We start from the raw sequence: 24,805 nt of genomic DNA on the forward strand, positions 1-24,805 counted from the left end.
CTTTTTTTGGTGTATTGCTGACCTTCCTTTGCCCTACTTAACATCCTTTTGTATTTATGATATTATGCATTTACTTATGGAAAAGAACAATAATAAAATATCAAAAGAAGTCTTCTCGACTCTTTTGTATCTTTCCCGCCTTTCTTTAGGTGAACAGGAAGAAGCCCGCTTATCGGGACAGGTAAATAACTTGGTCGGTTATTTTGAAATCTTGGATAAATTTGCGGACAGCAGTTTGGATTCTTCAATGTATGCCAAACACAGTGAAACAGACTTACGCTCCTCTGAAGTAAAAGAAGGTCTTGCTCAAAGCGATCTTAAAAAAATGACTTCGGAATATATGGATAATTATTTTAGGGTTCCAAAGGTTTTGGGCTCAGGAGCCTAAGGAGATAAAATTTCATGATAACGGATTTGACATTTACACAACTGCGCGACAAATTAAAAAATAAAGAACTTTCTTCCCTTCAAATTCTCAGAGCTTTTAAGGATGAGTATGAAAAAGATTTAAAACACCCCCTCCCATTGAACGGATTTGTGGAATTTTTTGAAGATGCAGAAGAACATGCAAAAAAGGCAGATGAGCTTATAGCTCAAGGCGTTTCCTTTGATGAAAAGCCTCTTTTGGGCCTGCCCATTGCAGTAAAAGACAACATCTCAATGGCAGGAAAGCTTTGCACCTGCTGCAGCCGCTCATTACAAGGCTACTATGCTCCATACAATGCAACGGTAATCGACCGCTTATTGGAAGCGGGAGCCGTTTTAATGGGAAGAATAAATATGGACGAACTCGCTATGGGTTCTTCAACCGAATTTTCATGCTACGGCCCGTCAAGGAATCCCGTTGACAGGGCTAGAACTCCGGGCGGCAGCTCAGGAGGTTCGGCAGCCGTAGTTGCAGGAAATCAGGCACCCTTTTCTTTAGGAACTGAAACGGGAGGCTCGGTTCGTCTTCCGGCTTCTTATTGCGGAATTTACGGACTTAAACCGACATACGGTCTTTTTAGCAGATACGGGGTAGTCGCCTTCAGCTCTTCCCTTGACCAAGTCGGCCTTTTCGGAAAAGAACCCGACGATATAGCCCTCGCTCTCGCCGTTATGGCAGGGAAGGACGAAAAGGACGAAACTTCGGAAGAAGCCGATTTTTCTTCATTATTAAAACTATCTGCCTACTCAAAAGAAGAAATAACCTCATTAAAGATTGCAATCCCCAAGGAATTCTTAAATACCCAAGGCTTAGATCCGGAAGTAAAAAAAGTCTTTGACGAACTCTGTACTTGGCTTACCAAAAACGGAGCTAAAATAGATGAGGTTTCGGTTCCTGTTTTGGAGGCTTCCATTCCGACATATTATACCCTTGCAATCTCGGAAGCAGCAAGCAATCTTTCCCGCATAGACGGAATAAGATTCGGCCTCCGCAAAGATGCAGGCAAGGGAAACGATGAACTTTATATTCAAACAAGAAGCGAAGGCTTCGGTCCCGAAGTTAAAAGACGAATTATAACCGGCAACTATGTTCTTTCAAAAGAATTTTCAGGAGACTGTTACGAAAAAAGCTTGAACGTAAGGGCAAAAATAGCTCAGGGAGTAAATGAGGTTTTACAAAAATATGACTTTATAATCTGTCCTACGGCTCCGGCTCCGGCCTTTAAGCTTAACGAAAAAGTAGACGATCCTATCGCTATGTATCTTTCGGACCTTTTTACAACCTTTGTAAACCTTGCCCGTATTCCGTCCCTTTCGGTTCCGGCAGGAAAAACAAAGGCAGGGCTTCCGGTAGGTATTCAGTTTTGCGGAAAGAAATTTTCTGAAGACCGTATCTTAAAACTTGCAAAGGCCTGGGAGGAAGATCATGCTTAAACACGGCAATTTAGAATACGAAATAATTATAGGCTGCGAAATACACTGTCAGCTTTTAACAAAGACAAAGGCTTTTTGTTCTTGCGAAAACCGTTACGGCGGAATTCCAAACACGAGGATCTGCCCCTGCTGTCTCGGTCTGCCCGGAGCTCTTCCAAGGGTAAGCAAGGAATATGTAGAATTCGGAATTAAGGCAGGACACGCCCTCGGCTGCCGGATAAATAATTTTTCCAAATTCGACAGAAAGCATTATTTTTATCCCGACCTTGTAAAGGGCTATCAGATAACTCAATTTTACACACCTCTATGCGAAGAAGGTGAAGTTGAGGTGAACCTTGCCGCTCAAAATGAGGAACCTAAATTCAAAAAGATAAGAATTGAAAGAATCCATTTGGAAGAAGACGTAGGTAAGAGCCTTCATGTAGAAGGCTCGCACAGTTATATTGATTTTAACCGCTCAGGCGTTCCTCTAATAGAAATTGTTTCAAAGCCGGATATGTCTACGCCCGATGAGGCTGCAAAATATATGCAGACAATCAGAGAGATTTTAAAATTTATCGGCGTTACCGACGGCAACATGGAAGAAGGAGCCTTGCGCTGCGATGCAAATGTCAACCTAAAAATCATAGACAACGGCGTGGAATTTAGAACTCCTATTTCCGAAATAAAAAACATGAACTCCTTTAAGGCTGTAAAGGATGCCTGCACCTATGAGGTTTCCCGTCAACTGGAAGAATACAACAGCAAAGACCGCATCGCTTTTAAGACGGGCTTTAAACGCACTATGGGCTGGGATGAACCTTCGGGGCAGACCGTAGTTCAGCGTACAAAAACAATAGCGGAAGATTACCGCTTTATGCCCGAACCGGATTTAAGGGCCTTGGAGTTGAGCGATAAGTTTATCAAAGAGGTAAGTGATTCGGTCGGAGAATTACCGGAAGCAAAACGGCTCCGTTTTAAAAAAGAATATCACTTGTCGGAATTCGATGTTCAAACACTGACCTCTGAAAGAGAGCTGGCGGAATGGTTTGAAGAGGCGGCTAAAAAATCTTCTTCTCCCAAAAAATGTGCCAACTGGATATTGGCGGAAGTTCTGGCTATTTTAAACGAAACAAACTCTTCTCTTTCGGATTTAAAATTCGGGCCTGAAGCTATAGCCGAGCTTGTAAATGTTATTGAAGAAGGAAAGATAACAAGCAAACAGGCCAAAGATGTTTTTGCCGAGATGATAGCTTGCGGTAAAAAGCCTTCTGCCGTAATAGCCGAAAAAGGCATGGAACAGGTAAGCGATTCTTCCTTTATCGAAAAAATTGTAGAAGAAGTTTTTGCCGAAAATGCCGAAGCCGTTCAAGATTGGAAAAACGGAAAGACCAATGTTGCAGGCTGGCTTATGGGACAGGTTATGAAAAAATCAGGCGGCAAGGCCAACCCAAAACAAGCGGCTGACCTTGTAAATAAAAGACTGACACAGTAAACTTACAGCCATTTTTTTATTTGTGCCGAGAGTTAATACCCCGATGCTCTGCATCGGGGTTGTTGATTATTTCGGTAAAATCTGAAATCATTAAATTGAAATCATAATTCGGTGTTTTCTTTTTTTGTTTTTCTGCAATGGTTTTAAGAGTAATTAAAAAATACTCTGACAGTTTTTCTTTTTGCTGACTATGTGTTAATAGGCTGAATTCTTTTTCAAAATGAATGACTACCTCTATCTTGCCCGTATCTGCTTTAAAAGGCCCGTATTGAAATCGGGGACGCAAGTAATACCCGTTTTCGGAAATCTCTTCTTTTGTGTATAGTTTCTGTAATTCTTTTGCGGCTTCTTGACTTGATAATTTGCGTCCCGATTCATCGATGATATAATTTGTTTTACAATGAGCATTATCATAATAGCTGAAAGCACATTTTAAGAAAATACAATTTATGGCTTTGTCGTATTTTTCGGGACGCATCTTTTTATTCAATTCGTCCTGAAGTTTTTCCTCAATACTTTCTATAACCGGTTTGGAATTTTCATAACAGTTGGATATCGTACGCACAATCCAAACAGGATTTTTAGGAATCCAATTGCGTTGACTTTCAATTTTTATGTCTTCTATATTTTCGGTTACGGGGTAATCCCAACACACCGGTTGTTTTTTGTCTTTGCAATCGGGACTGGGATAATAGGAAGTTCTACCCTGCTCCATCGTAAAGCCCGTTTTTCTTTTTGACCATATTGCCTCGACAAAACAGAGCTCTCCGAATCTGTTGCAAAAAAAAGGTGCGGGGATTACCGTTAAAAAACACACCTCTTGACGCTTCCAAAGGTTCATGGTTTCCCCAACCGATTACGGCAAGACACTCGCAAAGCCGCACCGCCTTGTTCCACTCCGATACGCTTTTATAATCCGCATATTTTAAAAATTCTGCAAAAAGTTTTTCGCGCAGTTTTTCAATGGAGTTTTGAGAATGTAAAAAGTCTTCCAGTTCCGATAAGTCGTTAATTGCATAAATTTCGTTCATATCCGTTTTCCGTCTAATTTCCAATATTTAATTCTTGTATCGCCGCCGCATTTTTTGCAGCGAGAATTTTTAGATACCGAAAAACCTATTCCGCTTTGTTCTGCAAGTTTTATAATCCGCGCTCTTTCTTCAACCAAGTTCGGAATATCCGGTATGAGGCAAGCGGAAATCAATTCTTCCGTTTTGTTTTGTAAAACAGCCTCTTTTACCATGTTAGGTAAAAGAAGTGAAGCCAAATATGAATCCGTTTCTCTTTTGTGTATTTGTGAAAAACCGCAAGACTCACACTGAATGCCGGTTAAGATTTTCCGCGTCCGGCTTTCTGTGAATATTTTTTTAATGTTGATTTTTTTCCCTGCTTTTATTATATTTGCAATTCCGTAAGAAAGGCATTTAAGATATTCCATCAACTCATTTACCCATGGTTCAGCCTCGTCGTTTATAGTATGATTATTTACCTTGCAAATCCAAATATCATTTATGCTGCCCATTCCTCCGTAAGCCCCAAGATGATGCTCAACGCTGCCTGTGCTTAAGTATTCTTCAATATCGGTTTCAATCCATTTTCGCCAAGTACAGGATGTTTCGGTAAATAATTGTTTTAAAGCTTGCAATGCATAAATATAGTATCTATCATTTTCTCTTAGAAAATCCGGAAATTGTTTCATTGTTATACTCCTTTTATTTAATTCCCTCTCGTAACTGTAGCAATAGAGGATATTATTTCTTTTCTAATATTTTATCTCAAAGGACGTATTGGTATTCCTCCTCCGTTGTTGTATAATTTTTCCAAATAACCGGTCACTTCATTAGGCCAATAATATTTTGCAAAAACTTTATTAAACATTGTATATCTACTATCTTCTGTTTGCATTCCATAATTAAGATTGTATTTTATCTTTTTCGCCAAAGAACTACCGTAATGTTTAGCATTTAGGCTACGATTTGGATGCCAAATAAATGAGGTATTAGTTATTTTAGCTTCATTTTTAAACCAAAAACTGGTCATATAAATAAAGTCATCCTTATCATCTATAGTTGGACGGCGGCCCAAATTTTTTATCTTTAAATCAAAATCTTTTTTTGTCCCGATATTAATAAGAATATCTTTTTCATTGAAGTCTTTTGGATTAATTTCATTACTTGATACTATTCCATTTGTTTCAAAGTTTTTATCATTGAAAAATATCAAATCATTATTTTGTAAATAATCATTTACAAAATTTATGATATAATTTCTTGATGCTACTGTGTTTATTTCCATAAATGACAACTTGATTTAGGTTTCTTAGTTTTCCTATTTGTTTCTGGACAATTATAAGAGCAGAAATGAACTCTATCTGAAACACCGTTAGCATGTCTAATTTTATTTAAGTCTTGCATTGCCAGTATTTTTCGTTTAATAGGTTTTCCAACAGCATTTGTTTTACCAACATTACCCCAATGCACTTTCCCGTCTGCATCTTTCCATAATAATATCAGGTCTTCGTGCAGATTTATGCCCTCCTGGTGTTTCAAATAATTTTTCTTTTTCATACCCACCTCCATGAATAATAGTATAGGCTCCTCTAAAAACCTGTTTTTTAGCAGCCATAACCATTCTTCTACATATTTAATTAGAATATTATCATAATAATTATTCATAAATAAACCGTTTATATATGTACTATGTCTTGCGCCATACTCAATAACACATCTAAAACCTTACCGGTTTTGATTAGAATAATTACCAAACGCTCGTAAAATCTGAAAATTGAGATACATTTTTAAGAAACATATCATCATAGTGAACTTTCGTATTTTTGATGCGTATAAATCCAAAACCTGTATCATCATGAGGATAAGCAATAAATCCTAATTCATCAAAAATAAAAAAACAATGTCCGTCAATTCCTTCATCCATCATCATTAATAAAGAGAACATAGATATAATATCATAATCCGTAGTTAGAAATTTTTTGAATCCTAAAGATAAACAATTAGCATTATCGTAAATAGAAGCGCTAATTATTTTTATATATCCAAAATCAATCAGATATTTTTCTATGTATTTTATGTAATTATTTATATTGCTGTTATTTAGATTATATTCTTTTACTTTGAAAATATTAGAAACTATTATTATATTATTTGTATGTTTTCTAAAAAAATGCATAAAATAATCGACTATTTTATTTGCACGAAAAATGGTAAAAGGCGTATTTCTTCTGCAATATCCTTTCCAGCCTTTACTGTCGGTATAAGAATTTAAATTTATCCATTCTTGAATATTAAAATTTGAGTTATCCATTATCGTGTTCATCTATCTACTTTTATACCTCTAGTTTTTGATAATATTTCTCCAATTGTTTTATATTCCGTGCTCTTTTTAAAGAATCGGCATCATTTTTATCCGTATAGATCAGCCATATAAAATTTTTTAGTGGTCATTTATTTCCTCTCTCCTAATCCGAACATAAGTAATATCCGGTTTTACTTTATCAAATTATATATGATTTTATGGTATTTTTCTATATAGTAAAAATATAAAAACAACTACTCTAATATATAGAAAAAACAGTTTTAAAATGATATAATATAAACAATATTTAATTGGTGAAGGGCTTTTACATGGCAAAAGACACAAATACTTTAAAAGAAGACATAAAATGGCACGATACGAACTGGGTGCAATTTACGAAATAGATGCAGGCGAAAAATCCTATTATGCCCGCCTTTTAAATTGCGATTTATACGGAGTATTCGCCCCCCTTTCCGGTGAAATATCAGAAGAATCGTTTGAAAATACACCGTATCGCCTGTATATTTCTACCGGCAGCTATGCAGTAAAACGAGGCTTTTGGAAAAAGCTTTTTCCTTCGCCCGATAAAACGGATATTGAACGCTGGAGCCGTCCTCTGCATTTAGTTGTATTTACACCTTGGGATATTGAGGGTGCACTCAACCGCCGAACTTCGTTTGACAAATACGGCCATACTGAAATACTTGATGAAAAAACTTATATTCAATGCCTTAAACAGGGCTTTATTTCAATCATTCAACCCATGTACGAAAAAGTCCCGCAGTTCCTCAATAATTATTACGATGATTGGCCCGCAAGTGAAATTTACAGCGATGTTCTAACCGGCACCGGCACGGCAGAACATCAACAAAAACAAATGAGCAATTTAAAGAAACTAGGATTTGATGTTTCGAAGTAGCAAAACAGGAGAAATAAAATGCTTACACTGAAAGAATTGATTAAAAATCAAAAAAGTTTTAATGAAAGCTTCTTTGCGGAAGTGTCGGATAAACTATGGGAAATCGGAGAAATAGAAGAAATTAAAAATCAAACAGATGAGGATTTATTCCTTTTTCATATTGCCGTTAACATCATAGGAAACTGGAAGGGGGATGGTTGGTGGGAATTTATCTGTAATTATCCGCAGCTTATCCGTTATGTTCCCGACACATTGGCAGCATTAAAATTATCCGATATGAAAACGTCCTTTGAAAACGTGATAAAATGTTTCCCTGAAAGTACGGCTTTTGAAGATTCGAGTACCTATGTAGATACGGTCAATTTTCTTCAAAATGTCAGATTCAAAATAAGCGATACATATTTAAATTCGATTCCCGCAGATAAGAGAAAAGAAATGTCCGAGGCTTTACATAAAAGCATTGATGACCTTGAATCCTTGACGGATAAACGCTGGGCTTATGATGCAAAAGATGACGGTTGGTCGGATGTAATTGATTTTATCGAAGGAAAGAAATAACGGAGGAGATGATAATGCACTATATCGGAGAATTAACAACATAAATAATAATTTGATAAAATGTGATAATGAAGACGGTACTTATAAATTTAATGTACCGAGGGAGGAAAATATATGAATCAATTTCAGTTTAAAAGAGAGGTAATACTATGAAAGAAAAAAAATCAAATGGAGATGACAAGATTCTAAAACAGGATATGAGTCAAACTGCCGACCGTCCGGGTATGGTTTTTATGGTTCATTTACTTATGGAAGAAAAATGTGAAATGCCCGAAAAAGAGCATATACATAAAATTATGCGTGAACATTTAGGCGAAACGGATTGTTTTTGCTATGACGGTAATATGGCGGGTTTTGCTCCTAAAAAATATTCCGTGCACTATGAAAAGGAAAAACTAAATGTGCCTCCGCAGCTCATTATTATGAACTGTTCTGAAATTGAAAAACCGATTATGGATGATGTTTCAGCTACACAATTATGGAATTGCCCGAACGGCAGCGAAATTCTGGAAACTTGTAAATATCAAGTAATGGCAACGGATATGTTGGCCGCCGGTTTAAATTATAAAGAAAGAGCGGAAATGCTGGTAAATTATGTTGAAGCATTATTAAACATATATCCGTCTTGCAAGGCAGTAGTTTTCGAAACCTCTAAAAAAATGCTGACGAGAGAAGATATTCTAAACTGTACTTTGCCCCAAGAAATGCGCTTCCTCCATTATGCAGTCAACATCCGTTTTTTTAATATTCAAGGAACAAACGATATGCTGGTCGATTCGCTCGGTATGAGCACCTTGTTTCTGCCTGATGTTCAATATCATTTTCACGGCTTGAATCCGAATGGCGTTGTAAACCACGCATATAATGTTTTATCCTACATTTATGATAACGATAATCCGATAGAAGACGGAAATACAATTGCGGGTCTTACGGACGGCAATATGAATTCAGATATAAAATGGAAAGTGCAATATGAAAATTCTCTCATACAGCCGATAAGAGAAGTCATAGACATTAATACGGGCGAATACGCTTCGGGAAATAGATAAGCAAGGATTTAAGTATGATAACAATCGGAAACATCGGAAGATTTGAATCTATACCGCAAATTTTAAATGATGTACTAAATGAAAACATTTCTGCATTGGAAGAACATCTATTAAAGGGATGGGAACTTAATAAAGAAATCAGAGTCGGCAAATACACCGCTCTCTCTCCTTTGGATTTTGCATTGATAATGGAAAAGTTTCAATCTATAAAATGGCTGACGGAAAAAGGAGCAAACCTTAATGCAAAGGAACATCCAAGTTTTCTTCTAGCAGTGAGATATTGTAATGAAGAGGTAATAAGGTATCTTGTTTCCCATGGAGCAAAGATAGATGTAGCGAACAACGTAGGTTCGGAAGCATTTTTAGAAGCGTACTATGGCAAACGTTTTGATAATCTTTCGATTATACAAGAACTTGGGCATACCGCAGCTAAATACGGCGGACAGCTCTTGCGTCACGCAGTCTCTGACCGTAATTATAAAATTCTGGAATTTCTAATTGAACACGGAGCAGATATTAATTACAATAAGTCCGACATGGTATATTCCAATCAATCGACTCCATTGTGTGTAGCTGCAAGATATGTTGATTTGGAAATGTGTAAATTTTTAGTAAAGCATGGAGCGGACCTTACGATCGCCGAAAAAGACGGAATGCGTCCATATAGCATAGCCTTGGAAAAAGGCGATGAGGAAATGGCGGAGTATTTTAAATCATTAGAGCCTTCCGAGTTTCATCAAACGCAAAATAAATTGGATGGATTAAAACCGTATAAATTGCCAAAGAAAATAATTGAGTTTTTAACCGGTGAAAATCTACACTTTGATTTAGAGGATTCCGACTTTGGATATATCAAGTTCTTCAAACTGATTGATACTATTCCATTTAAATTCGGCAGACAAAAATTATTAAGACTTTCCCGCTCTCTCGGAGATTACAATGATATTTATATTGTCTGGAATCCGAAAACAAAAAAGATTGCAAGCTATGATATGGAACATGAAGAGCTCATCGATTTGGCAAGCTTTGATGATTTTATAGAGAATATGACAAAGTATATGAATCTGATTTTGGAATAATAACTGATAAGAATAATTATGTGCAAATATTGAGATGATATAGATATAGCTTAAAAAAAACTAGCACAAAATTAAATAATACGGTATAATAATTTAAGTTAAGCAAATTAAACTTATTGAGGTACAAATGGCATCAAGTAAAGAATATTTGGATTTTATTTTGGATCAGTTATCCGAATTGGAAGACATAAGCTATAGAGCGATGATGGGAGAATATATTTTATACTACCAAGGTAAGATTGTCGGCGGTATTTATGATGACAGATTACTTGTTAAACCTGTAAAATCGGCGATAGCCTATATGCCGAATGCCGGCTATGAGCTGCCGTATGACGGTGCAAAAGAAATGCTCTTAGTTGATGATGTAGACAGCAAAGATTTTTTGACAGGCTTATTTAAAACTATGTTTGATGAACTGCCTGCCCCAAAACCTAAAAGGAGACGATAGATTGGGAAGATTAATTTTTATTTTGCTGCTTTCCGTTTCAGGACTTATTTTTTTAGCGGTTATCTTCGGAATGTATATTTATATGAAACGAACCGTATCGGGCGGAAAATCACTGATGGAAGAACCGGTAAACAAACAGACCGATACTACAAAAATGAGGTTCAGTGAGTTTTTGGTATATGCATCTGTCATACTTGGGGCGGTATTATTTGCCTTACAGGTGATAAAAAAGGGAGGTTCAGGATTTTCTAATTTGGCAACAGCTATCATTTTGCCTCCGGTTATGGCTCTTTTTAATGCACGGAAGCGTACCGGAAGAAGTATTTTTATATTTATGGCTGTCGCAATATTTTCACTTTATATGTTTTTGGTATATATCATAATCAGTGTTCCGGTGAAGGCTCCGGTTTTTACGATTAACAACACAAAGATTAAGATGGCTCATACAACTGTTGCCGATATAGTAGCGGACGGATTCGATATATATGTAAAACAAGATAATCCTTCCGGCAGAGATTATAAAAAACTGCTTTCTTGCGGTGCTTTTAAAAAATATCCCGTTGATCGGAGTATTCTCGTTGAAAAAGGATTCCGACGAAATAATACTGCTATACCTTATGCTGATTATCTTCTTGTAAAAGACGGCTTTGTGATTGGGAGCATCGGTCTTTACGGTCATAAAAAAAAGGATACGGTATTAGAAGACTGTAAAATCATTCATTTAAAACTTGATGAATACTGCCTTTCCGATGCAAGAGAAAATTCAATTCGTTATTGGCTTGATGATGTTGAGCTGCTCGTTCCATTGCAGCGAGAAACCTTGCAAAAAACATTCGATAAAAAACTGTGGTTAGTACCGCCGAAAAATACGAGAGACATAACTCAGCTGCACTACGGCATTAAATGGTCAACCGGAAGCGATCATCTCTTTTGGAATGAATACTTTGCTTATATTCATTTTAATGAAAGCAATGACATGACCGGCTTTGAGATTTCAACCGAAATAGCGCGTGATTGGAACGAATGAGAGCGCTCAGTCGTTATAATAAACCATGTATTTTATAATCTTACATCTCTTTTATATTATAATTTTAACACTGCGATAAGTTCTTCTCCATCCATATCACCTGTTTCAACAAAACCGAATGAGCTATATAGTTTACACGCAAGTTGATTTTCAGGTTCATAAGACAACCAACAATATTCAGCTTTTCCGCAAGGAAAAGTCTTAACAAAATCTAGAGCCAATTTAACTGCATCTTTCCCAAATCCATTATTTTGATACGCTTTATCAATCATCAGACGCCAAAGATTATAATTCCCTTTTGCTATTTCAGGTGCATCGATCCAATAGTCATGAACATCAAAACCAATCATCAAAAACCCGACCGGTGTTTCATTGTCATATATCCCGAATGGGAATACATAACCATTTGAGGTGATTGTAATGTAGGCTTCAATGATGCTTATATCGTTGGCAGCAACAAAGCTTTTCTGTGTTTCCGATACCCGCAGTTTCAGAATATCCCAAATGTTTTTCCCGTTTACTTTTTCCAAATGAAGCATAATATATCCTTTTTGACAAACTTTAGTTTTACCTTTCCATAAAATAAATTTTTCCTGCATCAGTTATAAATATTATAGTCATATATATTTACTTGATAATATTTCTTTAATGGCTCTTATGTCAAGTCGGCACCATATTTTATTAACATACATAAGCGTATCCCATAATTGGATTTTTACTTCACTGTTATCACACTATATCGTATTTCTACTATCAAATGAGGTGCAGTCATCTTAAACATTTCGTCTTTGTAGTACACCCATGACACAGTTCGACCGATATTTTTTCGTCCATATTCCATTCCTTTTTTTTATTTATGAATTTATATTGCATAATGCTATTTCTTTTAGTTCTCTATCGTAAAACGAGGTAAGGCATATTTCGCCTGAGATGTTTTCGAGTTTGTGTTTGGACATTCCTCTTGGAAAGGTAATATCGGAATATTCACATGTGCTGAGTGAAAAAACTTTTTGCTTGCCTTTCCAATCATCGGTTTTAAAAAGAGGAGTCATTATCACATATTGAGAATCAGTAAAGCATCCGTTGATGCCGCCTTTTTTACCGTCTTTTTTTAAGTCATCTGATTCGGTAAGTTTTTTGATTACTTTCCCATCTTCGGAAATACTTGCAAGGGCATAATAATTCATTCCCCACTTATTAACCGATGTTTGGCTGTCGCCCGGAATAAAGGCATAGATTTCTTTATCCGATATTTTAATGCTGTCTATTTTGGGTGCGTCTACGCAGCTGTCATCGTGATGTGTAAATGCCTTTTTGTCTATTGTAGAAAAACATTTCCATTCGGCAGTTTTTGCTACCTCATCAAATTTCAAAAGAGCAAAACATCTTGCATCCCCGCAAGAAAATTCATTTTCAAAGCAAACGGGAATTGTCTTGTTGTCGGATATATTTTGAAAATACCTCTGTTGAGCTTTTTCCGGCACAATGATTCCTCTTAGCTGTGAATTATTTTTTATCGGAATTATTTCCGGAGAGGAATGAATGCCGGAGTAATACCGCACTTCTTTTGCCAAAATGATGAGTCCGAACCCTTCTTTATATCTGAAAAGCACAGGATAATCTCTGCTTGACATTGGGGTATATTCAATCGGAATCTTTTTTATGCCATCAGCAGAAAGTACAAGGAGGTAAAATTTATCCCAATCGCTCTTCACTCCTGTAGTCAGAATTATAGCAGTTCCATCCGGCAACAAAACAGAGTCATGCACAAACGAAAGCTCACTATCCAATTCCCATTTTTTCAATAAGCTTAATTTTAGGTTATTCATATTTTATCTTCTTTATTTGTTTCAATATACCTAATACTTCCAGCCGATCTTCTTCATCAACTAATCTTCTTTTTTCATATATCTGACTGAATATTCCCGTCAAAAAGTTTTATACATCGATCCGTACTTGCTCCGATTCCAGGGTCGTGAGTAACAATAACAATTGTAGTTCCGCTTTCATTTATTTTTTTAAAGAGGTTAAGAACCTGAGCTCCTGTTTTGCTGTCCAAAGCACCGGTCGGCTCATCGGCCAAGATAATGTGCGGTTTTGTTACCATTGCACGAGCAATAGCGACACGCTGCTTTTGACCGCCGGAAAGTTCGTTAGGACCGTGGGAAAGTCTATCGCCCATATCGACATGCTCCAAAGCTTCTTTTGCAAGTGCAATGCGTTTTGTTCTTTCCACACCCTGATAGCGTAACGGAAGCATAACATTTTCTAAAACCGTCATATTTGGAAGCAAATGATACTGCTGAAACACAAAGCCGATCGTTTTATTACGCAGCACAGCAAGTTCTTTTTCCGTCATCTTTGCAGTTTCTTTACCTCCGATTTCCAATATACCGCTTGTCGGCCGGTCAAGACAGCCTATCATATTCATGCAGGTAGACTTTCCCGAACCGGACGGCCCCATTATCGAAACAAATTCTCCCTGATCTATACTGAAGCTTATGCCTCGCAGGGCATGCACAACGCTTTCGCCCATTTCATATAATTTTGTAACATTTTTCATACGAATAATAGTTTCGCTCATTTTTACATCTCCTTTTATTTAATCCTTACTTAAAAATAGCACAGCAGATTTGCGAGCCTTTTCTATTTTTACCGAATCTTTATTTTCAACAGCTATAGACGATATCCATTTTTTACCGAATAAACTCTGCGCCGACTCTATCATTACGCCGCATGCAAAAAGGTCTTTTTCCGCAGCGATTGCTTGTCTAAAAACATCTTTTACTTTCGGAAGTATTGTTTGACTATGCAGTCTGTTACATGATAATTGCCATAGCCCCGAAGCCGACCATGCACGGCAAAGCCTATCCTCATCGTGGAGCATTCTATCATTAAAAATACCGATCTCTTGCGCTGTCCCAATCCACCCGACAGCTATCAGCACTTTGCGTCTCAGAACACAGTCCTTCGTATTTATATGCGAGACAAGTACCGGCACAAAACGATTGCAAGCAGCCGTATAAAAATCGCGATATTTCGACCTCACAAGAATTTCGGCAATGAGATAGGCGGTGAATACCCGTATTTTTTCGGTTGAAGCTTTGTTTATAGCCGCAAAAAGAAAATCAATTCCCGCTAAATCGTGTTTATCGAAACTGTTATCCAAATGCAACGGATCATCTCGCTCCCAGTCTTTGCAAATCAATTCGTAATGATAAGCGAGCTGATTACTGCCGCCTAAATCGGCTATAAAACCGATACATTCGCTAAGAGGAAAACCGGTTCTTTGTAACTCTGCATACTTTTTTTGTAAATCTTCTTTTGTAAGATTTTGACGGCGTAACCGCTCCGCTTCAAGTTCTTGCAAAATTTTTTCCGTTGAATTCGGCATTAGTCTATTCCCTTTTTAAAACCATGAAGAAAGTATTTTTGCTCTTACTGCAAATTCCGTATCTTTTAATTTAACAAATTCTTCCCGATATATTTTTAATACCTCAAAAGAATAATAATAAAAACTGTAAAAAAGATTATCAGGAAAAACATTTTCATCTTCATACCGGAGGCAATCATCATCTTCATTATAAACTTCAGACCATAAATATTCTTCTTTTAACATATCTTCAAAAAAAGGTAAGGGAGCTGCATGTCCCAATTCATCACCCTCACAAAAACTCTCAGCTATTACGGCAAAACCTTCCAGTAGTTCTTCTACAATGTAGTGCGCATTCTTATTTGTACCGCTCTGAGTTAAAGCTTTCATAAAAATTCTTGTAAGAAATATAAGAGCAAATGGAGTTGCATACCACAAAGTACTTTGATGTTCAATATTTATTGCTATTTCATACACTGCATTTTCTATTTTATCCGTGTCCTGCATGTTTGTCAATATTTCAAAATATTGAGGAAACAAAGTTGCTCTTCCACAAGTTGTAGGAAGCCGATGCCAAGGTACATCTTCTATTTTTAAGTTATGAATATAAGAATTGTTTTTCATACAATATCACTCCCTGTGTATTTATGGTAAATTTGTTTTACAGCTTATATTTTTCAATCAGCTCCATCAGCACAGACGCGGTATCAATTTCTTGTGAAAGTAAATCGTCAAACTCTTCTTCAAGTTCATCTTGTCTGTCGCAAATCCATGATAAAAATTCTTTTGATTTTTCATAGTTTTGATGAATAAAATAATATTCACCTAAAATACATTTTGCAGATGTAACACTGGCAAGATCATCATCGAGTTCGATTACCTTATTTAAAGTTTCCAATGCTTCATCATACAATTTTTTGTTTAGTTGAAGCATGCCCTTTTTTAGATATAATTCTCCATTCATGTTTACCTCCTATAATAATGCGATGTTTGCCTGAAAGGCAAACTCGAAGATAAACAGTGAGGCTGAATTTCTGCCGAACTGTTTATCGCACCTCCTTATATTTATTCTATCATTTTTTAACCGTTTTTGTAAGTGCTGTAATTATATTGTCCAGTGTTTCAGATACGGAATTAAAGCCGGCTTTTTTTGCAGCCTTAGGAGTTTTTTCCAATGAAAATGATACGGCTTCTTTTAAAGCTTCTGCATCCTTTAGTGAAATAAGATTTTCCTTCGTCACAGTATTCTCAAAAGAGTCTGTAATAACTTTATCATCATTCAAAAGTAAATAACAATTGCGAATCATTATACCGATATGAGAAAGTGTTATATAATCCCGTTTTTTCTGCATAAGCTCTATGATTACAGGCCAAACCTCGGAAGTTTTCTTTAAATACCAAAGCAGGCTTGCTGCAGCTTGCCGTACAGAGGCATCTTGATGCACTAAAAATAATTCTCCGAGCTCACAAGCCTTTATTTTGAATTCTGTGTTTTCTTTTTTTGAGATAAAGTTTTGAGAATCTTTTACCAAATAAGCTAAATCAATATAACGCTCACAATATGTTTTAATCAAAAATAAATATTCCCATAACAGTTTCGGATCTTTTTCTGATTTTACTATTTTAAAAAGCTTTGTGTAATTTGTAGTTTCAGAAAACCAATCTCTTATCGGATAGGTATTCTTCGTACCCGTTTCCAAACAAGAGGCTTGTCTTAAAAACTTTATTCCTTTTGTTTTCATGCTAATATCGTTGCTTTGCGCTTGCAGCAATGCTTCATCTAATGCTTCTTTTGAATACTTTGTCATATCGTTACTCCATAGACAATTCAAAATAATACTTTGTAAACACTTTGAAAACGCTGTCAAAAAAATAAAGAGAAAAAATAACAATAATGGGAATGATGACAAGTTCAATGTAGTATACTTTAACCGAAATTGTATTTTGTTGAAAAATTTTTATTTTTCTTGTGAGCTGACTAATAGCTAAAAACAAATTCGTTATTATAAACGATACTAAAAATCTGAACCCCTCGATAACAATATCAAAAGAAAATTTAAGAGTTCCGGTAAAAACTCCTGTCTTTGGGAAATAGTACCAGATGATATACACCGCAATATTTAGCGTGATGTAGTTCAAAAAAGTTTTAAGATATTTATTTTCAATTTTCGGAAACAAATCGGGAAGCCCTTCCCAAAGAAGAGCCGAATCATTATATCTTCTTTGTTTTATCAGTGTGAAAAATCTTGTGATTAACACTATATCGGCTGTAAAAATTAAAAGAGTAAAAATTACCATTACTGTTGTAGTTACAATTTTATTCATATTAATTTCTAAAGATATGCGGAAAATTCACTGTGAAGACTTTCTGTTCTTTGGGAGAAAGATTCTCGAAATCTTTATTTATCCTTGCAAATATCTTTTTTGCAAATTCATTTTCCGATGCAAATCTCGCAAGATACTCAACTATTAAAGAACCCGCTTCCGGTTTGTTTTTCGAACTTTTGATTGTCTTAACCCCATACTCAGCTGCATAAGGGACAGCTTTACCGTCGGGTTTGTAATTGAAGGCAACAACGGCATACCATTTTGCTTTGAAATCCTTATTTAACAAGAGGCTCGCCAAATATTCATTTTCAGAACCCTCGGCTAAGTAAGCAATCGTTAAAACGCTTGCACCCTGCACATCTAAATTTTTATAAGTGCTAACTTCTTTTAAATATTGAATTGCTTTCTGCGTTCCTAGCATACGCAGAGCTAAAACAGCCCAATAGATTTCGTATTTATTACGCTTCATTTTAAGGCACTTAATCATTATCTCTTCGGTGAAAGGCATTTTTTCATTATGAAAATATTCCGAAATTGCCCCCGTGTCATCTGTGTCATCTAATGTCCAATTTGGAAAAAGCGTTGTCTTCATTTATTTTTCCCCCCTTCAGTCATTATTTTATGCAGCTCTTTTATGTCTCTCATATTTTTAACCAAAAAAGAATGATATAAAATCTTCAATTTGCTTTGTGCCTAAGCAATGCGAGAGAATGCCTTCCGTATAATCAATAAAATTTTCTAAAGGTTTTTCGTCATCATCGCTTGTGTTAAATTTATATTTTTCTTCTTCCAGTTTCATACATTCGGATAAAAGAAAAATTTCCTAAATCGGTTTTATTTCTGCCGAACACATTATTAAATTTTGTTAGCGCTTCTATTAATTTCATAATATTTATCCTTTTTAATTATATCACAGTTTTTGTTCTTTGATAAGTCTATCTAAATATAATTTATCTACGTTGATCCATTCAATGCTTTCTTTTCTATTCTTATAATTGCGATATTGGAATATCATCTCATCCCTTGTTTGAAATAATGCATTCACAGCCCAATTTTTTTCTAAATCATCTATTTTACAATCAATAATAAGCTCATCAATTAATTCAAGTGTAGATAAATTAAATACATAGCACTTCCCTTCAGTGGTACAAAATATTCCGAAGCTATCATTGATTTTCTGTACATTGGATAATGAATCTTCTTTAAATAAAGAATATGTCTTTTCAGCAATCGGCGTAAAATCCGAGGAAGAAATTTTAAAAAAAACCGAACTGTAAAAATCAGCAAGCAGAGCATATTTATCGAAGCTAAACATATAAGATAAATTTTTAGGAAACTTATATATTATTTTCAGCTCATTATTGTTTAATTCTATGCAATAATCTTGGGAGCCGTCCTGTCCTGCTGTAAAAGATACTATTATACGATTTTCTTCATTTAAACTTGTAAAAGCTATATCTGAATCGCTAAATTCATCTTCCAATTTTATAGAAGCAATTTTGTTTGCAGTTTCATCAAATGCTATTATGTTTACACAATTTTCGTCCAGCCGTTTTGCAGCCCAAATAATCTTATTTGTATAAGGAGATTGATAGATAATGTCAGCGTAGCAGCTTATTCGTGCGGAGGGTTTAATACCCCGACGCTCTGCGTCGTAACAAAGGGTATTAAAGCCGACTGCAACCACCTTATGAGAACAACATACCCCGACGCTCGCATCGGGGTTGTTGATTATTTTTTCAATCTCGGCACTTAGTTTTCTGTTGATGTCCTCTAAAAAACAATCTTTAGTTTTGCTATAGAATTTAATATAAATCATAGTTTGTTCTTTCCTTAAAAATAATGTTTTAATTTTTTATCGGGGTTGTTGATTTGAAAAACATAAAAAAGTATTAGACAATGCATTTTCATAGACAAAACAACTCAAATCATTTTCAATAAATAAGTTAAATGATTTATTTATAATATGTATTTGATTTTTCCCTATATCATGAAAATATACAGAAGCTTCATATGGTCTGATATATAACTCATCCCCATCACTATTCAACCACAATTCCCCAATTTTAATATATTCCTCCCGTAATTCTAACATATCAAAATCAATAAGAATACCCTCCATTTTAAATTGCGAAATACAATAAAAAAATGTAATTACATCACTATGCAATAATTTATAAAAGAATGATGAGGTTAGTTTTTCTTCGGTTAAATTATTTTCCACAACATCACTTTTCAATAAGTGTTTTTTTATTACGGCAAACAAGTTAGGGTAACCTTGCTTCAATTTGGTAAATTTCAAGTCAAAATCAATAATATCAATTTTGTCATAGTTCAAGGAGATATCATCTATTTGCTTTCTCCATCCTTCCATATAATTGACTTGTGCATTTTCGTTATAAGATTGATTTATAGATTTTAAGTATTCACGAGCCGAATTTTGAGATATTAGTGCGGCACCCATTAAACCTTGTGACATCTTAGGTTTTATCTTTAAATACCACCGCGGCGACAAAAATTGTTTTGCAAATTTTTCATTTTGTTTCCACCAATCAATCCATTCTTCGGGTAGGAATACTCCTTCAGATAAATGTTTTAGCCCGTTTATTATATTATTCGTTTCCATAATGACTTCTACTATAAAACCTCCATATTTGATTTTGCAGGGGCAACCTTTTCATGGTATTTTTTCATAACCTATTTATTAAATAGTTATATAACATTGTAGGAGAAAATATCAAAGGCCGTTCTAAAAGATTGTCTGTCTTACCTGCAAATACAAATGCAGAAATAAGAACATTCGTATCTAAAAAAATTCGCATTATGCTAACCGTGAGCGGCGAAAAGCTGCCATATCCGATAACATTTCCTGTATTTGTCGGATGGTAGCTTTGGTACTTTTTTTACGGGAACTAATAAGAAACTCAATATATTTTATCACCGCTGTATAATCTTCCTCCGTTAGCATTTTCACCATTTGTGTAAGCTCAGAAACCGGAACTGCCATTTGATCCTTCCTATATAATTAACACTATAAATATTGTATCATATTTTTTCAAAAAAAATACTCAGGAAGAATTTATGGTACAGGACAGCCACACCAGAAAAAATCATGACAAAATTTTAGCTCATTTCTTACATAAAAAACAAAATAAATTAAAAACTGTATAAAATCATGCTGATATTGCATAACCATAGATTATGAAAGCTCTCGTTACAACATATTTCAGTAAAAAACAATTCAAAATTTTTATATATTATGCAAAGATATCTTAAAAAAAATCAGATGTGGGTGCCCTGATTTATGCTTTACTATAATCGATTTAGTATCCCATTCCTAATTGAAAATTAAAAACATCAAGTCTGCGTCTTTTGTAAAGTTTGCACTTTTTGAACATATGAAAAACAGTAATCGGATAAGCTGAACTCAAAGGTTTCTCTGTTTACTAACCCAACCGGTTTATCACTTTCGTACAGCTGTATGAGAAAATCTACAACTTGTTTGCAAGAGTGATATCTTCCAAAAGCTTTGTCATAATCGTAGTCTGTGATGTCATTGGCGATATTGCCGAAATTTGTTTTTGTAGCGGCGGGAGCAAAAACCTTTGCCCGCATTTTTGCACCCGATGCGAATAACTCACGGCTTAAGCCTTCGGTAAAAGCTCCAACAAAAAATTTCGTTGCACAATAAGTAACCGCAGTCGGAACAATCGTGTACCCGCCGACGGAAGACACATTGATAAGCTGAGTACCTTCTTTATCTGCAAAATCCCGCACATACAAAGCTGAAAAAAGACTAACCGCTTCTACATTCAAGCTAAGCATATCTTCCATTTTTGTAAGATTTTGATTTTCCACACTGCAATAATCTCCAAAGCCCGCATTATTTATCCATGTTTCAATATCCAAGTCCTTTACGGAATTGTATAAGGTATAGATATTTTCTTTTTTGGTAAGGTCGTATATCTTAATGATGACCTCGGCCGAAAGATTATCGGTATTCAGAATTTCATTTTTTAATTTCTCAAGCTTTTCCTTACTGCGTGCAACCGCAATGATGTTTTTCCCGTGCTGTGCAAATCGCTTTGCCGTTTCGTATCCGATGCCGGAACTTGCACCTGTAACAACTACATATTTTTTCATCTTTTTACCTCTTCATGGTTAATTTTTTGTAGTATTCGATTTTTTCGCGGATTTTTGCTAAGTAGGTATTTTGTTTTTCAAGTTCCGCTAAAAGCCGTTTTTCGTGTTCTTGGAGCATTTCGAGCCGCTCTGGTGCAGTCGTATCACCCTTTTCGCGAAGCTCAGCAAACTCGACTATTTGAGCTACCGGCATACCAGTTGCCTTTAGACGGATAACAAATTCCATCCAAGCAATGTCTACCTCCATAAATTCCCGATATCCGTTTTTTCTTCTGCAAATAGGTTTCAACACTCCTATTCTTTCATAGTAACGGAGAGTTGAATCACTTACACCAAGTTTAAAAGCAAATTCTTTAATCGTCATAACGGTTCCCTTGAAATGTAATTTTATAGAGCGAATTATCTCCCCACGCCGCGATGTATATTTCTTTTGAATCGGTATCAGCAATAAGTCCGACAGGAGAAATCGGTTTATCGGTAAGCTGCTCGGTTTTTACATCCGTAAGCGAAATTCGATACACCCCCCCTGCTGCCGTAATCAACAGTTAAAACGGAATTAGGGCGAAACGGATCGAGAATAAGTCCTGTTGCAGGAGCATTCACTGTTTTGCTCAAAACGGTGAGCTTGGCATTTTTTGCTTCGTAGAGGTAGATTGTTCCGGTAATGTCGTTAATTACATACCGGTTCTTACCTGTCTGAATAGCTGCGACCGGAGTTATTAATCCTTTATCGGCAAGTACAGAAATCTTTCCCTCTGGTGATACGTAAAGGACTCTGCTTTTTCCTCGCTCCGCGACAAGTAAGTTTTCCTCATCATCAAAAGCTATACCGGCAACAACGCTAAGCCCTGAAAGAAAATTGCTTTTGTTACCGTTTTGCACTTTGTAGATTACACCGCCGTTATAGGTTGCGACATACAAAGAGTCCTTGCTGTCAACTGCAAGACCGGAAGGATAGGGAATATCTTTTATAACCGTTTCCAATTTTCCCGAGTGATAACGATCAACTCTCCCTGCACTCCAATTTGCGATGTACAAATAGCCTTTGCTGTCAAAAGCCATTCCAACCGGAGATGAAAGTGATGACACCAACTTTTTCATCTCGATATTCTCTTTTGCAAAAAGATTACAGCTTGCTAAAATTACTGTACCAGCTAAAAAAATACTAATGTTGATTTCACGCATATTAAAGCCTCCTAATTACTAATAATATAAACCTTGGAGTTCGGTTCAAGGCAAGCGGTTTTTGAAAAATATTTTGCGGGAAAGGGGAAGATTTTTTGAAAGCAAATATTGGATTATATTTTTAATTCATTTATTATTTCAATATCTTTTATAAATGTTACCGCATTTTCAATATCTTTAGCATCAGGATGACCTTTGGCTAGGCCGCCGAAGAATTTAAATAGACCGTAGGTATCAAAGCCCTTGCATTCAAATGATCCTAAAACGTCAAAACCTTTACTTTTTAAATGAGAAGAAAATTTTTGTGCGTATCTTCCTTTTCCAATTCCGCTGGTGCATATCACAAAGGTTCTTTTAGGTATGACTGTTTTGTATTCTTCTAAAAATTTATAAATTGCTTGATGAAATTTTCCCATATAAATTCCTGAGGCAAAACCTATTGTTTCATATTTTGAAAAATCTATTTCTCTCACTTTATTAACATTGAAAATATTTAACTCTATTTTTTTTGCAATTTCGGTTACTAATTTTTCCGTATTTTTATGATGTATCGAAGCATATATAATAGCTGTTTTTTTCATGCTACACCTACCTTGTTTTATTTTGTTTATTATACATCAAAAAGCGGAATTTTGCAAACCTAGTAATTAAATAATATTAACTTTCCCAATCAATGGAAATAATTTTTACATCTTCGCCGAATTTTACACAGAGTATTTCATCGCTTTCATCAGGTGCAATCATAAAATCCATTGTGATGTGCGGCCTTTCACTGTCAATCCATAAGCCTAGATTTGTTATCGTCATTTTACTTACAAACTCGGTAATATCACTCGGCAAATCTTCGAGTCCGCATTCTTCAATATGAAAGTCAATATAGTAGCTGTCATCTTTTAAATATGTTATCAGAGCTTTTTTTGCTTCTTTTATTTTATCGTCTATGTTCTCAAGAAACTGTGCATAAAGATCGAGTATGCCGGTAGACGGTTCTACATTTTTGCCGAGCCAAAGCCATGTGTCTATCCCCTGAATCTCTTTTTCCCAAATTACTTCCACATCATCTGCTGCCGCAAGATTCAACTGACCGAAATATTGATGTTCCATTTTTTTCATAGTTTAATCTCCTATTATTCAGTATATCATAAAATTAGATTTTTTCTATGGATATATACTGATAAATATTATACTATTCAATAATTATTATGTATCCATCAAAATATCGAACCAATCGCTTTCTTCGGAAATAAGCCATTCAAGTCCGCGCCGCCGTTCCATCAAAACATCGGGATTTAAGTCTTTGATTTCCGTTTCGGGGCGGAGCCGCTTTTCTTCCGTTGCCCAATGATAACGATAGTGAAGATCAAGCATATCAAGTATTTCTTCTATCCCGCGTAACTTACATTGTGATTTAAACGCAACTTTCCCATCGATATCGCCGACCAGTTTTATCGCTCGTTCCACATCACAGATATCATTCGGATACGAAATATCTTCAACCAAGCCCAAAGCCCACAGAAGCGACCAATAAGCTTCATAAGTCCAGCATACATCAATGACATCCTGTTCGCTGTATGTTCCGTCAAAAAGCCGTTTTTCTTTTTCCAAAAGGCAGTCCGATACTTCATATTTTTCAAGCAAACTTAAAAAAAGCTCCTTCGATTCTTCATACCCTTGCTCATTATGAATATCTTCAGCCAATTGAATCGACAAAAGACATGCGATGGCTCTGTCGCAGATTTCTTCAAGACTTTTAAGCTTCGCCTCTTTTGATGATTCCCGCAAGGGCAGTTCTTCCATACAGGCAATGCCCATTCCCTTTATTTTTGCATTCGATTTTTCACGCCGATCTTCAGGTTTTATGTACATAATAATTCTCCTATAAAAACTTTTTGCAGCAAATATCAATTTGCGAAAAAAGTTTTTTCAAGTGTGTGCCGAAAAGCACACACATATAATAATGCGATGTTTTGTGCAAAGCACAAAACTCGTCAGATAAACAGTGAGGCTGAATTTCTGCCGAACTGTTTATCATATCTCCTTTATTTACCGG

34 protein-coding genes are annotated in these 24,805 nt (G+C 35.7%); 9 read left to right on the forward strand and 25 right to left on the reverse strand.

The window, feature by feature from the left end:
• Nucleotides 1–76: 76 nt before the first annotated feature.
• Genes gatC through gatB form a run of 3 tightly spaced genes read left to right on the forward strand, consistent with a single transcriptional unit; the run spans nucleotide 77 to nucleotide 3,334 of the window.
• Nucleotides 77–388 carry an Asp-tRNA(Asn)/Glu-tRNA(Gln) amidotransferase subunit GatC gene (gatC, locus tag HGJ18_RS10110; protein WP_002665812.1) on the forward strand — a complete coding sequence of 104 codons (312 nt, stop codon included), beginning with the start codon at nucleotides 77–79 and terminating at the stop codon, nucleotides 386–388.
• Nucleotides 389–402: 14 nt separating this feature from the next.
• Nucleotides 403–1,860 carry an Asp-tRNA(Asn)/Glu-tRNA(Gln) amidotransferase subunit GatA gene (gene gatA / locus HGJ18_RS10115; protein WP_253696243.1) on the forward strand — a complete coding sequence of 486 codons (1,458 nt, stop codon included), beginning with the start codon at nucleotides 403–405 and terminating at the stop codon, nucleotides 1,858–1,860.
• Entirely contained in the window at nucleotides 1,853–3,334 is a 1,482-nt protein-coding gene (gene gatB, locus HGJ18_RS10120; protein ID WP_253696244.1) for an Asp-tRNA(Asn)/Glu-tRNA(Gln) amidotransferase subunit GatB, read from the forward strand. The genes gatA and gatB overlap by 8 nt, the downstream gene beginning before the upstream one ends.
• A 16-nt stretch (nucleotides 3,335–3,350) precedes the next feature.
• On the opposite strand, the gene HGJ18_RS10125 is transcribed toward gatB, so the two are convergent.
• The 6 genes from HGJ18_RS10125 to HGJ18_RS10150 form a co-directional block, all read right to left on the reverse strand.
• Complete coding sequence (locus tag HGJ18_RS10125; RefSeq protein WP_253696245.1) at nucleotides 3,351–4,049, reverse strand: hypothetical protein; 699 nt, start codon at nucleotides 4,047–4,049, stop codon at nucleotides 3,351–3,353.
• The gene (locus HGJ18_RS12930; protein WP_253696246.1) at nucleotides 4,036–4,365 is read right to left on the reverse strand and encodes a hypothetical protein; all 330 of its coding nucleotides are present in this window, start codon (nucleotides 4,363–4,365) and stop codon (nucleotides 4,036–4,038) included. The genes HGJ18_RS10125 and HGJ18_RS12930 overlap by 14 nt, the downstream gene beginning before the upstream one ends.
• Entirely contained in the window at nucleotides 4,362–5,033 is a 672-nt protein-coding gene (locus HGJ18_RS10135) for a DUF6966 domain-containing protein (protein ID WP_253696247.1), read from the reverse strand. The genes HGJ18_RS12930 and HGJ18_RS10135 overlap by 4 nt, the downstream gene beginning before the upstream one ends.
• Before the next feature lie 71 nt (nucleotides 5,034–5,104).
• On the reverse strand, nucleotides 5,105–5,629 hold the full coding sequence (locus HGJ18_RS10140) for a hypothetical protein (protein ID WP_253696248.1): 525 nt from the start codon (nucleotides 5,627–5,629) through the stop codon (nucleotides 5,105–5,107).
• Nucleotides 5,620–5,901 carry a hypothetical protein gene (locus tag HGJ18_RS10145; protein WP_253696249.1) on the reverse strand — a complete coding sequence of 94 codons (282 nt, stop codon included), beginning with the start codon at nucleotides 5,899–5,901 and terminating at the stop codon, nucleotides 5,620–5,622. Before HGJ18_RS10145 ends, HGJ18_RS10140 begins: the two co-directional genes overlap by 10 nt.
• 190 nt (nucleotides 5,902–6,091) lie before the next feature.
• Nucleotides 6,092–6,667 carry a hypothetical protein gene (locus HGJ18_RS10150; RefSeq protein ID WP_253696250.1) on the reverse strand — a complete coding sequence of 192 codons (576 nt, stop codon included), beginning with the start codon at nucleotides 6,665–6,667 and terminating at the stop codon, nucleotides 6,092–6,094.
• A 346-nt stretch (nucleotides 6,668–7,013) separates the two neighbouring features.
• Here HGJ18_RS10150 and HGJ18_RS10155 point away from each other — a divergent pair, with 346 nt between their 5' ends.
• The 6 genes from HGJ18_RS10155 to HGJ18_RS10180 all read left to right on the forward strand — a co-directional run bounded on the left by HGJ18_RS10155 (nucleotide 7,014) and on the right by HGJ18_RS10180 (nucleotide 11,726).
• Nucleotides 7,014–7,565, forward strand: coding sequence for a hypothetical protein (locus HGJ18_RS10155; RefSeq protein ID WP_253696251.1), 552 nt, complete (start codon nucleotides 7,014–7,016; stop codon nucleotides 7,563–7,565).
• A gap of 18 nt (nucleotides 7,566–7,583) precedes the next feature.
• Nucleotides 7,584–8,123 carry a hypothetical protein gene (locus tag HGJ18_RS10160; RefSeq protein ID WP_253696252.1) on the forward strand — a complete coding sequence of 180 codons (540 nt, stop codon included), beginning with the start codon at nucleotides 7,584–7,586 and terminating at the stop codon, nucleotides 8,121–8,123.
• Nucleotides 8,124–8,272: 149 nt separating this feature from the next.
• On the forward strand, nucleotides 8,273–9,172 hold the full coding sequence (locus HGJ18_RS10165; protein WP_253696253.1) for a DUF4261 domain-containing protein: 900 nt from the start codon (nucleotides 8,273–8,275) through the stop codon (nucleotides 9,170–9,172).
• A gap of 14 nt (nucleotides 9,173–9,186) precedes the next feature.
• Nucleotides 9,187–10,251, forward strand: a complete 1,065-nt coding sequence (locus tag HGJ18_RS10170; RefSeq protein WP_253696254.1) for an ankyrin repeat domain-containing protein — start codon at nucleotides 9,187–9,189, stop codon at nucleotides 10,249–10,251.
• Between the two features lie 127 nt (nucleotides 10,252–10,378).
• Nucleotides 10,379–10,699 carry a TfoX/Sxy family protein gene (locus HGJ18_RS10175; RefSeq protein ID WP_253696255.1) on the forward strand — a complete coding sequence of 107 codons (321 nt, stop codon included), beginning with the start codon at nucleotides 10,379–10,381 and terminating at the stop codon, nucleotides 10,697–10,699.
• Complete coding sequence (locus HGJ18_RS10180; protein ID WP_366793067.1) at nucleotides 10,662–11,726, forward strand: hypothetical protein; 1,065 nt, start codon at nucleotides 10,662–10,664, stop codon at nucleotides 11,724–11,726. The genes HGJ18_RS10175 and HGJ18_RS10180 overlap by 38 nt, the downstream gene beginning before the upstream one ends.
• Before the next feature lie 56 nt (nucleotides 11,727–11,782).
• Here the strand turns inward: HGJ18_RS10180 and HGJ18_RS10185 are convergent, their stop codons facing one another.
• From HGJ18_RS10185 to HGJ18_RS10275, 19 genes are all read right to left on the reverse strand, one after another.
• Nucleotides 11,783–12,265 (reverse strand): GNAT family N-acetyltransferase, encoded by a 483-nt coding sequence (locus HGJ18_RS10185; protein ID WP_253696257.1) that lies wholly within the window; start codon nucleotides 12,263–12,265, stop codon nucleotides 11,783–11,785.
• Between the two features lie 315 nt (nucleotides 12,266–12,580).
• Nucleotides 12,581–13,555: a hypothetical protein gene (locus tag HGJ18_RS10190; protein WP_253696258.1), complete on the reverse strand. Its 975-nt coding sequence runs from the start codon at nucleotides 13,553–13,555 to the stop codon at nucleotides 12,581–12,583.
• A 74-nt stretch (nucleotides 13,556–13,629) separates the two neighbouring features.
• On the reverse strand, nucleotides 13,630–14,310 hold the full coding sequence (locus tag HGJ18_RS10195; RefSeq protein WP_253696259.1) for an ABC transporter ATP-binding protein: 681 nt from the start codon (nucleotides 14,308–14,310) through the stop codon (nucleotides 13,630–13,632).
• 18 nt (nucleotides 14,311–14,328) lie between these two features.
• Nucleotides 14,329–15,120 carry a HEAT repeat domain-containing protein gene (locus HGJ18_RS10200; protein WP_253696260.1) on the reverse strand — a complete coding sequence of 264 codons (792 nt, stop codon included), beginning with the start codon at nucleotides 15,118–15,120 and terminating at the stop codon, nucleotides 14,329–14,331.
• Between the two features lie 15 nt (nucleotides 15,121–15,135).
• On the reverse strand, nucleotides 15,136–15,723 hold the full coding sequence (locus HGJ18_RS10205; protein WP_253696261.1) for a hypothetical protein: 588 nt from the start codon (nucleotides 15,721–15,723) through the stop codon (nucleotides 15,136–15,138).
• A gap of 37 nt (nucleotides 15,724–15,760) precedes the next feature.
• Complete coding sequence (locus HGJ18_RS10210) at nucleotides 15,761–16,063, reverse strand: tetratricopeptide repeat protein (RefSeq protein ID WP_253696262.1); 303 nt, start codon at nucleotides 16,061–16,063, stop codon at nucleotides 15,761–15,763.
• A gap of 109 nt (nucleotides 16,064–16,172) precedes the next feature.
• On the reverse strand, nucleotides 16,173–16,907 hold the full coding sequence (locus HGJ18_RS10215) for a hypothetical protein (protein WP_253696263.1): 735 nt from the start codon (nucleotides 16,905–16,907) through the stop codon (nucleotides 16,173–16,175).
• 4 nt (nucleotides 16,908–16,911) lie between these two features.
• Entirely contained in the window at nucleotides 16,912–17,424 is a 513-nt protein-coding gene (locus HGJ18_RS10220) for a hypothetical protein (protein ID WP_253696264.1), read from the reverse strand.
• Between the two features lies 1 nt (nucleotide 17,425).
• Nucleotides 17,426–18,019 carry a HEAT repeat domain-containing protein gene (locus HGJ18_RS10225; protein ID WP_253696265.1) on the reverse strand — a complete coding sequence of 198 codons (594 nt, stop codon included), beginning with the start codon at nucleotides 18,017–18,019 and terminating at the stop codon, nucleotides 17,426–17,428.
• 57 nt (nucleotides 18,020–18,076) lie between these two features.
• A complete protein-coding gene (locus HGJ18_RS10230) occupies nucleotides 18,077–18,226 on the reverse strand; it encodes a hypothetical protein (RefSeq protein WP_253696266.1) in 150 nt (49 codons plus the stop codon).
• Nucleotides 18,227–18,337: 111 nt separating this feature from the next.
• On the reverse strand, nucleotides 18,338–19,246 hold the full coding sequence (locus HGJ18_RS10235) for a hypothetical protein (protein ID WP_253696268.1): 909 nt from the start codon (nucleotides 19,244–19,246) through the stop codon (nucleotides 18,338–18,340).
• Nucleotides 19,247–19,282: 36 nt separating this feature from the next.
• Entirely contained in the window at nucleotides 19,283–20,053 is a 771-nt protein-coding gene (locus HGJ18_RS10240) for a hypothetical protein (RefSeq protein WP_253696270.1), read from the reverse strand.
• A 195-nt stretch (nucleotides 20,054–20,248) separates the two neighbouring features.
• Nucleotides 20,249–20,434, reverse strand: a complete 186-nt coding sequence (locus HGJ18_RS10245; protein ID WP_253696272.1) for a hypothetical protein — start codon at nucleotides 20,432–20,434, stop codon at nucleotides 20,249–20,251.
• Nucleotides 20,435–20,784: 350 nt separating this feature from the next.
• Nucleotides 20,785–21,570 (reverse strand): SDR family NAD(P)-dependent oxidoreductase, encoded by a 786-nt coding sequence (locus tag HGJ18_RS10250; protein ID WP_253696276.1) that lies wholly within the window; start codon nucleotides 21,568–21,570, stop codon nucleotides 20,785–20,787.
• A 4-nt stretch (nucleotides 21,571–21,574) separates the two neighbouring features.
• Nucleotides 21,575–21,934, reverse strand: a complete 360-nt coding sequence (locus HGJ18_RS10255; RefSeq protein ID WP_002685270.1) for a MerR family transcriptional regulator — start codon at nucleotides 21,932–21,934, stop codon at nucleotides 21,575–21,577.
• A 107-nt stretch (nucleotides 21,935–22,041) separates the two neighbouring features.
• Nucleotides 22,042–22,755 carry an NHL repeat-containing protein gene (locus tag HGJ18_RS10260; RefSeq protein ID WP_253696278.1) on the reverse strand — a complete coding sequence of 238 codons (714 nt, stop codon included), beginning with the start codon at nucleotides 22,753–22,755 and terminating at the stop codon, nucleotides 22,042–22,044.
• 113 nt (nucleotides 22,756–22,868) lie between these two features.
• Nucleotides 22,869–23,336: a flavodoxin domain-containing protein gene (locus tag HGJ18_RS10265; RefSeq protein ID WP_002685268.1), complete on the reverse strand. Its 468-nt coding sequence runs from the start codon at nucleotides 23,334–23,336 to the stop codon at nucleotides 22,869–22,871.
• A 76-nt stretch (nucleotides 23,337–23,412) separates the two neighbouring features.
• Nucleotides 23,413–23,868, reverse strand: a complete 456-nt coding sequence (locus tag HGJ18_RS10270; RefSeq protein WP_253696280.1) for a DUF2004 domain-containing protein — start codon at nucleotides 23,866–23,868, stop codon at nucleotides 23,413–23,415.
• 87 nt (nucleotides 23,869–23,955) lie between these two features.
• On the reverse strand, nucleotides 23,956–24,621 hold the full coding sequence (locus HGJ18_RS10275) for a DUF4272 domain-containing protein (protein WP_253696282.1): 666 nt from the start codon (nucleotides 24,619–24,621) through the stop codon (nucleotides 23,956–23,958).
• Between the last annotated feature and the right edge of the window lie 184 nt (nucleotides 24,622–24,805).

This window comes from Treponema denticola (assembly GCF_024181405.1).
Lineage (GTDB): Bacteria > Spirochaetota > Spirochaetia > Treponematales > Treponemataceae > Treponema_B > Treponema_B denticola_D.